This window comes from Faecalibacterium sp. An58 (assembly GCF_002161515.1).
Taxonomy (GTDB): domain Bacteria; phylum Bacillota; class Clostridia; order Oscillospirales; family Ruminococcaceae; genus Faecalibacterium; species Faecalibacterium avium.
On sequence record NZ_NFHX01000004.1, the window covers coordinates 129,985 to 142,466 of the forward strand.

11 protein-coding genes and 1 tRNA gene are annotated in these 12,482 nt (G+C 63.3%); 5 read left to right on the top strand and 7 right to left on the bottom strand.

Annotated elements, in window-relative coordinates; all coding sequences use genetic code 11:
- Nucleotides 1–450 precede the first annotated feature (450 nt).
- Nucleotides 451–527 (bottom strand) — tRNA-Asn (locus B5G12_RS05375).
- A 157-nt stretch (nucleotides 528–684) separates the two neighbouring features.
- On the opposite strand from B5G12_RS05375, the gene B5G12_RS05380 reads away from it, so the two are divergent.
- The 3 genes from B5G12_RS05380 to B5G12_RS05390 all read left to right on the top strand — a co-directional run bounded on the left by B5G12_RS05380 (nucleotide 685) and on the right by B5G12_RS05390 (nucleotide 3,136).
- Nucleotides 685–1,542: a sigma-E processing peptidase SpoIIGA gene (locus B5G12_RS05380; protein WP_242955945.1), complete on the top strand. Its 858-nt coding sequence runs from the start codon at nucleotides 685–687 to the stop codon at nucleotides 1,540–1,542.
- Nucleotides 1,543–1,566: 24 nt separating this feature from the next.
- On the top strand, nucleotides 1,567–2,280 hold the full coding sequence (locus B5G12_RS05385) for a sigma-70 family RNA polymerase sigma factor (RefSeq protein ID WP_087324171.1): 714 nt from the start codon (nucleotides 1,567–1,569) through the stop codon (nucleotides 2,278–2,280).
- Between the two features lie 82 nt (nucleotides 2,281–2,362).
- Nucleotides 2,363–3,136: a SigB/SigF/SigG family RNA polymerase sigma factor gene (locus B5G12_RS05390; protein WP_087324172.1), complete on the top strand. Its 774-nt coding sequence runs from the start codon at nucleotides 2,363–2,365 to the stop codon at nucleotides 3,134–3,136.
- A gap of 201 nt (nucleotides 3,137–3,337) precedes the next feature.
- Here the strand turns inward: B5G12_RS05390 and B5G12_RS05395 are convergent, their stop codons facing one another.
- The gene (locus B5G12_RS05395; RefSeq protein ID WP_087228443.1) at nucleotides 3,338–3,610 is read right to left on the bottom strand and encodes a sporulation transcriptional regulator SpoIIID; all 273 of its coding nucleotides are present in this window, start codon (nucleotides 3,608–3,610) and stop codon (nucleotides 3,338–3,340) included.
- Nucleotides 3,611–3,807: 197 nt separating this feature from the next.
- Entirely contained in the window at nucleotides 3,808–5,748 is a 1,941-nt protein-coding gene (locus tag B5G12_RS05400; RefSeq protein WP_242955946.1) for an FAD-binding protein, read from the bottom strand.
- 220 nt (nucleotides 5,749–5,968) lie between these two features.
- Between B5G12_RS05400 and B5G12_RS05405 the strand changes: the two genes are divergently transcribed.
- The gene (locus tag B5G12_RS05405; protein WP_158099680.1) at nucleotides 5,969–6,850 is read left to right on the top strand and encodes a LysR family transcriptional regulator; all 882 of its coding nucleotides are present in this window, start codon (nucleotides 5,969–5,971) and stop codon (nucleotides 6,848–6,850) included.
- Between the two features lie 143 nt (nucleotides 6,851–6,993).
- Here the strand turns inward: B5G12_RS05405 and B5G12_RS05410 are convergent, their stop codons facing one another.
- From B5G12_RS05410 to glpK, 4 genes are read right to left on the bottom strand one after another with little or no spacing between them, the layout of a single operon-like run.
- A complete protein-coding gene (locus B5G12_RS05410; protein WP_087324175.1) occupies nucleotides 6,994–7,365 on the bottom strand; it encodes a DUF1667 domain-containing protein in 372 nt (123 codons plus the stop codon).
- Between the two features lie 3 nt (nucleotides 7,366–7,368).
- On the bottom strand, nucleotides 7,369–8,631 hold the full coding sequence (locus tag B5G12_RS05415) for an NAD(P)/FAD-dependent oxidoreductase (protein WP_087324176.1): 1,263 nt from the start codon (nucleotides 8,629–8,631) through the stop codon (nucleotides 7,369–7,371).
- Nucleotides 8,632–8,643: 12 nt separating this feature from the next.
- The gene (locus B5G12_RS05420; protein WP_087324177.1) at nucleotides 8,644–10,077 is read right to left on the bottom strand and encodes an NAD(P)/FAD-dependent oxidoreductase; all 1,434 of its coding nucleotides are present in this window, start codon (nucleotides 10,075–10,077) and stop codon (nucleotides 8,644–8,646) included.
- A gap of 42 nt (nucleotides 10,078–10,119) precedes the next feature.
- The gene (glpK, locus tag B5G12_RS05425; protein WP_087324178.1) at nucleotides 10,120–11,616 is read right to left on the bottom strand and encodes a glycerol kinase GlpK; all 1,497 of its coding nucleotides are present in this window, start codon (nucleotides 11,614–11,616) and stop codon (nucleotides 10,120–10,122) included.
- Nucleotides 11,617–11,987: 371 nt separating this feature from the next.
- Here glpK and B5G12_RS05430 point away from each other — a divergent pair, with 371 nt between their 5' ends.
- Nucleotides 11,988–12,416 (top strand): PepSY domain-containing protein, encoded by a 429-nt coding sequence (locus tag B5G12_RS05430; RefSeq protein WP_087324179.1) that lies wholly within the window; start codon nucleotides 11,988–11,990, stop codon nucleotides 12,414–12,416.
- The last annotated feature ends 66 nt before the right edge of the window (nucleotides 12,417–12,482 follow it).

Below are 12,482 nucleotides of genomic sequence, written 5' to 3' on the forward strand. Positions count from 1 at the left end.
GCTCTCCACGGTGTATTTTGCATTTATCCGCACCAGACTATGCACACATTCTATCATATTCTGCCCAAATTCACAAGAGGAAAATTGCCCCTTGCACTGCAAATGCAGTGCGAAATAGATAAAAATGCGGCCCGGTCGGGCGAAATAAAAGGGAAAATCCCATATAGCAGCACGCAGTCCTCTGCTTTGCCCTGCCCTGCGGAGAAACAGGACAAAGCAGAGGTCAGCTGCTATCAAAAGAAGGGAGCGCCTACCCTTTGATCAAGGTGCTGCGGCTTTAAGAGCTTCTGGCTCTTAAAGCTCAAGTGTAGTTTACCACAATGCGACAGTTTCTTCAAGGGGCAGGGGGCAAATTTCAAAGAAAAAACGGCGGTTTTCAAACCAAAAAGAGAGCCGGATTCTGTGCTGGATGCACAAAAAAGGCACAAACCGAACCGGTTTGTACCCCATTGGCGCCTCTTGCCTGACTCGAACAGGCGACACCCTGATTAACAGTCAGGTGCTCTAACCGACTGAGCTAAAGAGGCATATGCTGTTTGGTCCATGCGCATTGGACGGATGTTATTATACTCTAATGGAAAAGGATTTGCAAGGGTTTTTTGAAATTTTTTTGCCGCATGGGGGCGGAAGGCGTGGTTCGCGCCCTTTCATCCCCGGCGCGCGGTAGGCTGGTGGTCAGGGGCGATGGGCTTGAAAGTGCTGTACATAGACCAGCTTCTGCTGGTGAATTTTGCGGCTGCCGCGGCATTCCTGCTGGCGGCGGGGCTGCTGGCCGGGGTGCGCTGCACCGGGCCGCGGCTGGTGCTGGGATCGGCCTTTGGGGCGGCGTGCTGCCTGGTGCTGCTGGCGCCGGCCCTGCCCTGGCCGGCCGCCCTGCTCTACAAGGGGGCCACCGGAGCGGCGTGTGCCGCCCTGACCTTCGGCTGGCCGGACGCCAGGGTGTTTTTGCGGCTGTGCGGGTGGTTTTTGACCCTCAATCTGCTGCTCACCGGGGCCGCCGCGGCCCTGCCGGGGGGCCATGCGGCCAACCTCACCGCCTATCTGGACATCACGCCGGGCCGGCTGCTGCTGGCGGTGGCGGGGGTCTATCTGGGGGTGCGGGCTTTGCTGCGCTTTTTGGGCAAGCCGGGCCAGACGGCGGTCCCTGCCCAGTTGGAACTGCTGGGGGTCAGGATGGATGTTCTGGCCTTCTACGACAGCGGTTTCACGCTGGCCGACCCGGTATCGGGGCGTGCGGTGGTGCTGGTGCGCTACGACGCGGTGCGCTCCGCGCTGCCCGCCGGCTGCCAAAAGAGCCTGGACGGGGCCCTGGGCCGCACCGATGCCCTGCCCGATCCTGGCCTGGGGCTGCGGTATCTGGTCTGCGGCACCATCGCGGGGCGCACTCTGCTGCCCGCTGTGCCCGGGGCCGTCCTGACGCGGCGGGCCGGGGGCCGCACCTGGCGGGAGGAAGGGCTGCTGGCCGCCTTCTGCACCGGGGGCGCCGGGGAGGGCTGGACGCTGCTGCTGGGGAGCGGGCTGGCTGGTCGAATGGGCCTGTAACAGGAAAAAGGGGGTATTTGTCGGATGCTGCGCTGGATCAGGGAATTTGTTGTTTTTTGCAGGGGGCTGCTGGACCGGGCCGCGGCCTTTGGCTCGGTCCACTATCTCAACGGGGGACCCAGCCTGCCGGTGCCGCTGCTGCCCGAGGAAGAAAAGGCCCTGCTGGACCGGATGGCCGCCGGGGACCGGGACGCCCGGGACGCGCTGATCACCCACAACCTGCGGCTGGTGGTGTACCTGTCCCGGAAGTTCGAGTCCAGCGGGGTGCCCCCCGAGGACCTGGTGTCCATCGGCACCATCGGGCTGATCAAGGCGGTCAACACCTTCACCCCGGGCCGGAACATCAAGCTGGCCACCTATGCCAGCCGCTGCATTGGCAACGAGATCCTGATGTACCTGCGCAAGACCTCCAACCGCCGCCAGGAGGCCAGCATCGACGAGCCGCTCAATGTGGACAGCGACGGCAACGAGCTGCTTTTGTCCGACGTGCTGGGCACCGACGAGAACCAGGTGGGCCAGCGCCTGGAACAGGACGCCGAGCGGGCGATGCTGCGGCAGTCTGTGGCGCGGCTGTCCGACCGGGAACGGCAGATCATGGAGCTGCGCTTCGGTCTGGTGGACGGAGTGGAGCGCACCCAGAAGGAGGCGGCCGACGCCATCGGCATCAGCCAGAGCTATATCTCCCGGCTGGAAAAGCGGATCATCCGGGATCTGCGCCGCCAGCTGGAACAGTATTGAACGACCCTGCCGTGATTTCCCATGCATGAACCCCGGCCCCCCCGGCCATACTTCCCGCAGGAAGCAGACCGGGAGGTGCAGGATGTATCACAAAGTGGAACTGTGCGGCGTGGACACTGCCGCGCTGCCGGTGCTGGATGAAGAAGAAAAGCGGGCCCTGCTCACCGCCGCCCGGGCAGGGGACAAGGAAGCCCGCCGCCGGATGATCGAGGGCAACCTGCGGCTGGTGCTGGCGGTGGTGCAGCGGTTTGCCCAGCGGGGCGAGAACCTGGATGACCTGTTCCAGGTGGGCTGCATCGGTCTCATCAAGGCCATCGACCACTTCGACCCCGCCCAGGAGGTGCGGTTTTCCACCTACGGCGTGCCCATGATCCTGGGGGAGATACGGCGGTTCCTGCGGGACAACAATACGCTGCGGGTCAGCCGTTCCCTGCGGGATACCGCCTGCCGCGCCATGCAGGCCCGGGAACAGCTGGAAAAGCAGCTGGGCCGGGAACCCACCCTGAACGAGATCAGCACCGCCCTGGGTCTGTCCCGCCGGGAAGTCACCGCCGCCCTGGAATCCGTGGTGGAACCGGTCAGCCTGGAAGAACCCCTTTACAGCGACGGCGGGGACGCGGTGTACCTGATGGACCAGGTGAAGGCCCCCGATGGGGAGGACAGCTGGATCAGCGGGCTGGAGTTCCGACAGACGGTCCACAGCCTGTCTGTCCGGGAACGCAGGATCATGGAGCTGCGCTATCTGATGGGCAAAACCCAGATGGAGGTGGCCCGGGAGATCGGGATCAGCCAGGCCCAGGTCAGCCGCCTGGAAAAAAGCGCCCTGGACCAGTTCCGCCAGGGACAGAGCAGCTGAATGCCTGTCCGCCGCCGATCCGATCCCATATCATGGACCAAACTGCACCCGGCCGGGAGGCTCTGCCGCCCCAGCCGGGGCTTTTTCATTTGTAAAGGGCAAAAAACGCATGACGAATGGTAATACTAACGACAAAAATTACAAGATTGCAGGACAGGCGGCGAAAACTGCCGCCCGGCGGGTAAGCTGGGCGGCAGCGGTTCAGTGTGCAGGATGGGCCGTGTGGTGCAGACGGCTGTATTTTTCCCGGGTGGCCGCGCCGCCCCGCAGGTGACGCTCAGCCTTGTTGCGGGCCAATATGGCCTGTACCTGCCGGAACAGGGTGGGACTGATCCCCCTCAGCCGCCAGGACACGTCCTTGTGTACCGTGGATTTGCTGCACCCGAAAGCAGCGGCAGCCGCCCGCACGGTGGCGCCGTGCTGTACGATGTATTCCCCCAGCAGGACCGCCCGCTGGACCGGATCACCTTTCATACCTTTCCCTCCCCCTCTCCTTTTTATAAGGTATGCGGGGAGAGAAAACGGTATGCGGACCGCGCAGGGGGAGGTGGGGGCGTCCGGCAGGCAATCAGCCGGAACGTTCTGTGTGCTTCCGCTTCCATCGACGCAAAAGGCCCCCGGAGGCTCTCCGGGGGCGCAGCATGGATAAAATCGACCGGCAGGTGGCTCGATCACAGAGCGGCCAGGGTCTTGGCGATGTTGTAGCCAAAGGTCACACAGCGGCTGTGGCTCAGGCAGTTCTCGTTGTGGGGGTAGGTGCCGGAGAACATACTGCCGGACACGTTGCCGATGGCGTACAGGCCGGGGATGGGCTGGGCGCTGGTGTCCAGCACTTCGCTGGACGGCGTGATCTGGAGGCCGCCGGCGGTGCACAGGCAGGACGCCATCTCCTTGGTGGCATAGAAGGGAGCCGTGTCGATGCGATGCATCATCCGGCCGGGGAAGTGGAAGTCGCTGTCCTCGCCGGCATCGCACATCTCGTTCCAGTGCTCGATGGAGGCGACAAAGGCGTCCACCGGCACGCCCATCTTTTCGGCCAGTTCTTCCAGGGTATCGGCGGTCAGGGCGTTTTCGCTGGTGGCGGCGCCGGCCCAGACTTCCTTGGGACCGTAGCAGCTGGACGAGGGGGTCCAGATGCTGTCCACGATCTCGTTGACGTTGGCGTCCACGATGTAATAGCAGTAAGCGCCGGGCTGCGCCTGGATGGCGTTGGCCAGATGGTTGTAAGCCTCGTACTCCGCGGTGAAGCGGACGCCCCGCTTATTGACCCGCAGGTAGGGCATCAGCTGCTGGGGATCCAGCATCAGAGGATGGGGGTATTCATCTTCCATTGCGCCGATGGCCTTGGCCATTTCGTGGCCGTCGCCGGTGTTGGTCTTGGTGCCGTTCATCCAGTCGCCCAGGGCCAGGTCACGGGGACGGCAGCAGGCGGCCAGCTTGGCCGGGTTGAATTCGTAGCCGCCGGTGGCCAGCACGACGCCCTTGGCGGTCAGGTATTTGACATAGCCGCTCTCGCCCTTGGCAATGGCGCCGATGACCTTGTCGCCCTCGGTCACCAGCTGGACTACGGGGGTATTGAACAGGACGGTGGCGCCTGCCGCAGTGATCTTCTCCTGCAGCTTGGCCGCGATCTCGTCGGTGGCCAGAGGGATATTGATGGAGGTGTTCCAGCTGCGGCTCAGGCTCAGCACATCGTAAGCGTCGGTAAAATCCGGGAAATCCCCCGCATTGAAGGTCAGGCGGTACTGCTCGATGGGGATCTCCAGCTCATCCAGGAACCAGTCCACCGCCTCGTCGCAGGTATCGATCCACTTCTGGTAGACGCTCTGCTCGCCGCGGTAGGCGCAGTTGACCATGGCGTCATCCAGCCACTCTCGGGTATCGAACTGCACGCCGTACATCTGGTGCACTTTGTCGTGGAAGGCGCCCATCGTGGCGCTGCGCCAGGTGGGGGAAGCGCCCTTTTCCAGAGCGACCACGTCCAGACCCTGCTCTGCGCAGGCCAGGGCGGCCGCCATGCCCGCAGGCCCCTGGCCGCAGACCAGCACGTCGATGTTCACGGTCTCTGCAATGTCGCTGTCCGCAATGGGATCGGCCACAAAGGCGATCTCGCCCTGGCCGGCTGCAGGGACGCCCTCCAGGTTTTCCTCACAGGAGGGGAAGCCGTTTACCACTTCCTGGGCCGGGGCGGTCTGGGCGGGCTGCTCGGAGGCGACCCCCATGGCCTGGCTGATGCAGTCGGCGGCAGCCTGCTTGACGGCGTCGGAGGTGAAGGTGGCCCCGGCGACGGTATCGATCTCGGCGCTCTGGGCGTCCAGCAGGGCCTGCTGGAAATCGGCGGCAGAGTCGCGGGCCAGGTCGATGGTCTCGTTGGAGGTGTCCACCGTGACCTCTGTGATGGAAGTCTCGGTGAAGGTCATGGTGACGGTCACTTCCGCCATGCCGGTCGCCTTGGCGGTGTAGGTGCCGGGCGTGTAAACGGCTGCGCCCGAAGGCGAGGAAGCGGCCGTCGAACTGGCGCTTTCACAGGCGCTGATGGCGCCGGCGGTGACACCGCTCATGGCCGCAGCCGCTGCGATTTTCAAAAAGCCTTTGCGGGAAACTTTTTTCATCTTGCAATCGTCCTTTCTGTTTCTCTTTCCGGCGGCTCCCATTGCGTCTTTGCGGCAAAGGGAGTATACTGATACCATCAGTATATCCTGATTGATAAGCTTTTGACAAACACTTTTTTCTTTCATGGTTACAATTTGCGGTTGTAGCCATCTGCGGCTTTCTTTTCTTGCCCCCGCTGCCCGTTTTTTGCTGCCGATGCCGGCTACAGGAGGCCTTTTCATGGACCACAAGCAGCTCAGATTTTTCCGGAAGATCTGTGAAGAAAAAAGCATCAACCGCGCCGCGCAAAAACTTTTCATCAGCCAGCAGGCTCTGAGCAAATCCATTGCGAAGCTGGAGAAAGAGGTAGGGGTCCCTCTATTGGTGCGCACCCCCGAGGGGGTGCGGCTGACCGTTGCGGGCCAGCTGCTGGAACAGCGCGCCGGGCTGTATCTGGAGGAGCACGACGATATCCTGCGCCAGCTGCGCGCCACGCAGGAAGGACCCCACCTGCGGATCGGCTACTTTATGGGGCTGCTGCAGGAACTGCCGCCCCGGTTTTTCGGCCGCTTCATGGACGCCCACCCGGAGGTGAAGTTCCACTTTCACAGCTATACGGATACCGAACGCAGCCGTGCCTACCAGAACGACAACTGCGATCTGGTGATCAGCACCGCCCCTTTGGGGCAGGGGTTTGTGGAGCTGGCCTGCCTGAAAAACCCCATCGGCATCATCTTTTCCCGCTCCCATATCCTGCACGGCATCCCCGCGCCCTGCCTTTCGGACCTGAAAGACCTGCCCTTGATCACGCTGAACACCGAAAACCGCGCCCAGACCCAGCTTCTGGAGCTTCTGCAGGCCCATGGCCTCGTGGTGGATACGGTGCTTGGCGATGCGGACGGTGACCTTCTGGAGGAACTGCTCCAGCGTGGGTTCGTCTCCTTTTACGCGGGCAAGCGCAGCGCTTTGCCCGCCTGGACGGAATTCCGCTTTCTGACGGACCTGGATCTTGTTTGGGAGTTCTACATCTACGGCCGCCGGGGCCGCCGCCTCCTGCCGGTGGAAAAAGAACTGATCCGCTCCATCCTTGCGGCGGTGAGACCGGAAGAAGAACAGAGATGACAGGCTTTATGCGAGCTGCAAAAAAGCGCCGTGCGAATGCTGGATACCAGTTTTTGCACGGCGTTTTCAGGTCGTTTTTTGTTTTTCCGGAACATGCAGAGGGTGAAATTTATCTTGTGTACAGAAGGCGTCCCGGCCGCCGCTCATGATGTCTTTACACCCACGTTTTTGGTGGCGATGACGTCCACCCCTGTGCCGGCCACGTTTTCAGCCAGCACCTGGCCGATGCAGACCGGCGCGCGGACGGTGACGTCCTTGAGGGCGCGGGCCACGTCGAAGATCTTGCCCTTGGGTACGTCGGTGCGGGTCTTGCAGGAGACCATGGGAAGGGTGCCGCCTGCCACACGCACCGTGCTGGTCACGATGCGGGTGGGGTTGGTGACCTCCTTGCGGCCATAGGCGTCGCCCCGGGGACAGGTGTTGCCCTTCACCTGGAGGACGGCGCCCCCTTCCATCTCCACCGTCAGGGGGCAGCCCATCGGGCAGCCGATGCAGATCAGTTCTTTCTTTTCCATCGTTTATGCCTCCTCCAAGGTCACGGTGATGCAGCCGGCGGCGGGATTTTGCCGCAGCAGCTCGCCCTTGAGCTGGACGGTCTCCATCTCGCCGGGGGCCAGGACCGGCCGGCGGCGGGTGAAAATACAGGTGTCGCCCAGATAGACGGCGATCTTTTTGCTTTTGTATACGGCCCCCACCCGGAAGCGGAGGGTCAGCTTATCGCCCACGCAGGCGGGGCGGACGGCGGTGGGCACGGTATAGCGGACGCCGTTCTCCCCCCGGACGGGCAGCACGACGGTCTGCTGCTCCCGGCCGTCGTTTTGGATGTAGGCGGCGGCCTGGGCGCCGGCGGCGCCGGCCTCCTCCGAGACGTAGTCCACCAGGTCGTGGACGTGCAGCACATTGCCCGCCGCAAAGACGCCGGGGATGCTGGTCTCCAGGCTCTCATTGACGACGGGGCCGCCTGTCACCGGGTTGAGCTGGACCCCGGCGGCGCGGCTCAGCTCGTTCTCGGGCAGAAGGCCGCAGGACAGCAGCAGGGTGTCGCAGTCGTAGTGCTCCTCGGTGCCGGGGATGGGTTTGCCGTTTTCCACCTGGGCCAGGGTGATGCCCTCCACCCGCTCCTTGCCCTGGATGTCCACCACGGTATGGCTCAGCTTGAGGGGGATGCCGTAGTCATCCAGGCACTGGACGATGTTGCGCTTCAGGCCGCCGGAGTAGGGCATCAGCTCGGCCACCACCTGCACCTGCGCCCCCTCCAGGGTCATCCGGCGGGCCATGATCAGGCCGATGTCGCCCGAGCCCAGGATGACCACCTTGCGGCCGGGCAGATAGCCCTCCATATTGACCAGGCGCTGGGCGGTGCCGGCGGTGAAGATGCCGGCGGGCCGGTAGCCGGGGATGTTCAAAGCGCCCCGGGGCCGCTCACGGCAGCCCATCGCCAGGACGACCGCTTTGGGATGGAGCTGGAACAGCCCGTCCTCGCGGTTCATGGCGGTGACGGTCTTGTCGGCCGCCAGGTCCAGCACCATGGTGTTGAGTTTGTAGGGGATCTCCAGCTCTTTGGCCATCGCGATAAAGCGGGCGGCGTATTCGGGACCGGTGAGTTCTTCCTTGAAGGTGTGCAGCCCAAAGCCGTTGTGGATGCATTGGTTGAGGATGCCGCCCAGCTCGTTGTCCCGCTCCAGGATCAGCAGGTCCTCCACGCCCTGCCTGCGGGCCTCCACAGCGGCCGCCAGCCCGGCGGGGCCGCCGCCGATGATAACAAGATCTACGTTTTTCATGGTATTTCCCCCTTACAGCGCGTCCTTGTTGGTGCCGACGATGATCTTTGAGCTGCCGCCGGACTTGGTGATCTCACAAAGCGGCAGTCCCAGCTCCCGTGCAAGGATCTCCATGACGCGGGGGCTGCAGAAGCCGGCCTGGCAGCGGCCCATGCCGGCGCGGGTGCGCCGCTTGACACCGTCCAGGCTGCGGGCGCCGGGTACCCGGTGGATGGCGTCGATGATCTCCCCCTCGGTGATGCTCTCACAGCGGCAGATGATCTGGCCGTAAGCGGGCTGGCGGCGGATCAGGTCGGCGCACTCTTCCAGGGAGAGGGTCTTGGGATCAAGGATGCCCTTGCGGGTGGGGTCGAAGTCGGTCTTTTTCTCCAGGTGCAGGCTGCCGGCCGCAATGTCTGCCACCATGGCGCCGATGGCCGGCGCGCTGGACAGGCCGGGGGACTCGATGGCGGCGCAGTCCACAAAGCCGGGGGCGATCTCGCCGATGAAGAAATCGTGCCGGGGCTCGTGGGCGCGCAGGCCCGCAAAGCTGGTGATGGTCTGGCGCATGGGCAGATCCTTGACCGCCAGGCCGGCCTTGGCGCGGATCTCGTCCAGGCCCGCGGCCGTGGTGGCGGTGGCCTCTTTGTCCTCCACGTCGATGGCGGTGGGGCCGATCAGCAGGTTGCCGTGGACGGTGGGGGTGACCAGGACCCCCTTGCCGTACCTGCCGGGCAGCTGGAAAACGGTGTGGCGGACATGATCCCCGGCGGCATGGTCCAGCAGGAAGTAGTCGCCCCGGCGGGCGATGATCTGCATGGGCTGGGCCGGTGCGGCCATGTTGTGCAGCACGTCGGCATAGACGCCGGCGGCATTGACCACCAGCCGCGCGTCGCAGCTGCCGCGGTCGGTCTCAACACGCCAGCCGCCCTGGATGGGATAGACCTTTTGGACGGCGGTGCCGAACTGGAACCGGACGCCGTTTTTGGCGGCGTTCTCGGCGAAAGCGTAGGTCATCCCGAAGGGACAGACGATGGCGCCGGTGGGGGCCCACAGGGCGGCGATGGCGTCGTCCGAGATGTTGGGCTCCATGGCTTTCAGCTCGTCCCGCCGGATGATCCGCAGCCCTTCGACGCCGTTGGCGGTACCGTTCTCATACAGCTGCTGCAGTTTGGGCAGGTCCTCCTCCTGCAGACAGACCACCAGGCTGCCGCAGGGGTCATAGGCAAAGTCCAGTTCCCTGGCCAGGACGGGCATCCGCTTGCTGCCCTCCACATTCAGCCTGGCCATCAGGGTGCCGTGGGCCGCGTCAAAGCCGGCATGGACAATGGCGCTGTTGGCTTTGCTGGTGCCGCAGCAGACGTCCTCTTCTTTTTCCAGCACCAGGATATCGGCCTTGTAACGGGCGAGCTCCCGCGCACTGGCGCAGCCGGACACGCCGGCGCCGATGATGATTACATCCGTCATAGATCCATCTCTCTCTTTCTTGTCACATGGGGGCGGCTGCGCTCATTCCTCGTCGAGGGCCCAGTGATAGGCGCAGCGGACGGCTTTGTTCCAGCCGCGCAGCCGTTTGGCCCGTTCTTCTTCGGTGATGGAAGGCTGGTAGGTGCAGTCCACCGACCAGTTGCGGGCCACCTCCCCGGTGGATTTCCAGTAGCCCACGGCCAGGCCCGCCAGATAGGCGGCGCCCAGGGCGGTGGTCTCGAGGCACTTGGGCCGCTTGACCGGCACATTGCTGATGTCGGCCATGGTCTGCAGCAGGTAGTTGTTGGCGGAAGCGCCGCCGTCCACCCGCAGGCTGCGCATCTGGATGCCGGAATCCGCCTCCATGGCATGCAGCACGTCGTTGACCTGGTAGCACAGGCTGTCCAGGGTGGCCCGGATGATGTGGTATTTGTTGCACCCGCGGGTCAGGCCCACGATGGCGCCCCGGGCGTACTGGTCCCAATGGGGCGCGCCCAGGCCGGTAAAGGCGGGCACCACATAGCAGCCGTTGGTGTCCTTGACCTTGTTGGCCATGTACTCGGAGTCCTTGGCCTCCTCCAGCAGCCGCAGCTCATCCCGCAGCCACTGGATGGCGGCCCCGGCCACAAAGATGGAACCTTCCAGCGCATAGTTGACCCGGCCGTCCAGACCCCAGGCGATGGTGGTCACCAGGCCGTTGCGGGAAAATACCGGCTTCTCCCCGGTGTTCATCAGCATGAAGCCGCCGGTGCCAAAGGTGTTTTTGGCCTCGCCGGGGGCAAAGCAGGTCTGTCCGAACAAAGCCGCCTGCTGGTCTCCGGCCGCCCCCGCGATCTTGATCTCGCCGCCGAAATGCATGGGGTCGGCGTACTCATAAAAGCAGCTGGAGGGCATGGGCTGGGGCAGCATACACCGGGGGATGTCCAGCTCCTGGAGGATCTCGTCATCCCAGTCCAGCGTGTGGATGTTGAACAGCATGGTACGGCTGGCGTTGGAATAGTCGGTGACATGGACCTTGCCGCAGGTCAATTTCCAGATCAGCCAGGTCTCCACCGTCCCGAACAGCAGCTGTCCCGCTTCGGCCTTCTGCCGTGCGTTTGGCACATGGTCCAGGATCCATTTCAGCTTGGTGGCCGAAAAATAAGCGTCGATCACAAGGCCGGTCTTTTGACGGAACTTCTCGGTCAGGCCGCGGGCCTTCAGCTCGTCGCAGTAGGCGCTGGTGCGCCGGCACTGCCAGACGATGGCGTGGCAGACCGGTTCGCCGGTGTCGCGGTCCCATACGATGGTGGTCTCCCGCTGGTTGGTGATGCCGATGGCTGCAATGTCCTCGGCGCTGGCCCCGATCTGGTTCATGGCCGACAGGGCTACGCCCAGCTGGGTGGTCCAGATCTCGTTGGCGTCGTGCTCCACCCACCCGGGCCGGGGGAAATACTGGGTGAATTCCTTCTGTGCAACGCTGCACATCTCTCCCGCCTGATTGAACAGGATGCAGCGATTGGATGTGGTGCCTGCATCCAGTGCCATGATGTAGGACATCGATGTAGCCTCCTTTATCTTTCGCCTGGGACAGGTGGCCCTGCCCGAAAAAAATGCAGAACGAAAAGCCAGGGGGAGAAAGCTCCGCCGAAAGCGTGGTTCGTTCTGCACGGTTCCAATGGGGTATGTTTGCTCCTTTGGCGCGCAGGAACGAGCGTTTTTGCTTGGATGTCTGCCGGGCTTTCCGCCCGTGATCCATTTTCATTATACCAGCCTGCGCCCAGCCCTGCAACCGCCGCTGCCTCTGCCGGACCGGGCAAAAATTTTTCCAAAAAATTTTTCCCGTGACCCCGGTTTCAGCCCCCTGCCGCCGTATTCTATAAACAAAGCAGCAAACACACCCACACAAACGATCAAAGGAGACAACTACTATGAAGAAGATGAACCGCAAGCAGATCCTGACCCTCACCGCCGCCCTGGCTCTGACCGCCCTGACCGCATGCAGCTCTCTGCCTGCTTCGGCTGCCTCCGTGGACTATGACACCGCTGTCAAGATCGCCGCCGATCACCTGGGCTGCGATGTGAGCGACCTGAAAGTCATCGAGCGGGACTACGACGACGGCAAGTACGAGCTGGATATCCTGGTGGGCGACGTTAAGTACGAGTACGAGATCGGCGCTTCCTCCGGCAAGGTGCTGAAGGCCGAGCGGGACCGCCGCGACTGGGACGACCGTTACGATGACGACTGGGACGACCGTTACGATGACGACTGGGACGATCGTTACGACGATGACTGGGATGACCGCTACGACGACGATTGGGACGACGACCGCTGGGACGACGACCGCTGGGACGACTGATCCCGTCTGACGGCAAAATAAAGCCCCGGGCTGTGGGTTCCTTTCAAAGGAGCCTTCAAGCCCGGG

Excerpts from the sequence above, each read along its gene's own strand:
- B5G12_RS05380 (WP_242955945.1), top strand. The coding sequence starts at position 685 with ATGGGCTTGAAAGTGCTGTACATAGACCAGCTTCTGCTGGTGAATTTT.
- B5G12_RS05385 (WP_087324171.1), top strand. The coding sequence starts at position 1,567 with ATGCTGCGCTGGATCAGGGAATTTGTTGTTTTTTGCAGGGGGCTGCTG.
- B5G12_RS05390 (WP_087324172.1), top strand. The coding sequence starts at position 2,363 with ATGTATCACAAAGTGGAACTGTGCGGCGTGGACACTGCCGCGCTGCCG.
- B5G12_RS05395 (WP_087228443.1), bottom strand. The coding sequence starts at position 3,610 with ATGAAAGGTGATCCGGTCCAGCGGGCGGTCCTGCTGGGGGAATACATC.
- B5G12_RS05400 (WP_242955946.1), bottom strand. The coding sequence starts at position 5,748 with ATGAAAAAAGTTTCCCGCAAAGGCTTTTTGAAAATCGCAGCGGCTGCG.
- B5G12_RS05405 (WP_158099680.1), top strand. The coding sequence starts at position 5,969 with ATGGACCACAAGCAGCTCAGATTTTTCCGGAAGATCTGTGAAGAAAAA.
- B5G12_RS05410 (WP_087324175.1), bottom strand. The coding sequence starts at position 7,365 with ATGGAAAAGAAAGAACTGATCTGCATCGGCTGCCCGATGGGCTGCCCC.
- B5G12_RS05415 (WP_087324176.1), bottom strand. The coding sequence starts at position 8,631 with ATGAAAAACGTAGATCTTGTTATCATCGGCGGCGGCCCCGCCGGGCTG.
- B5G12_RS05420 (WP_087324177.1), bottom strand. The coding sequence starts at position 10,077 with ATGACGGATGTAATCATCATCGGCGCCGGCGTGTCCGGCTGCGCCAGT.
- glpK (WP_087324178.1), bottom strand. The coding sequence starts at position 11,616 with ATGTCCTACATCATGGCACTGGATGCAGGCACCACATCCAATCGCTGC.
- B5G12_RS05430 (WP_087324179.1), top strand. The coding sequence starts at position 11,988 with ATGAAGAAGATGAACCGCAAGCAGATCCTGACCCTCACCGCCGCCCTG.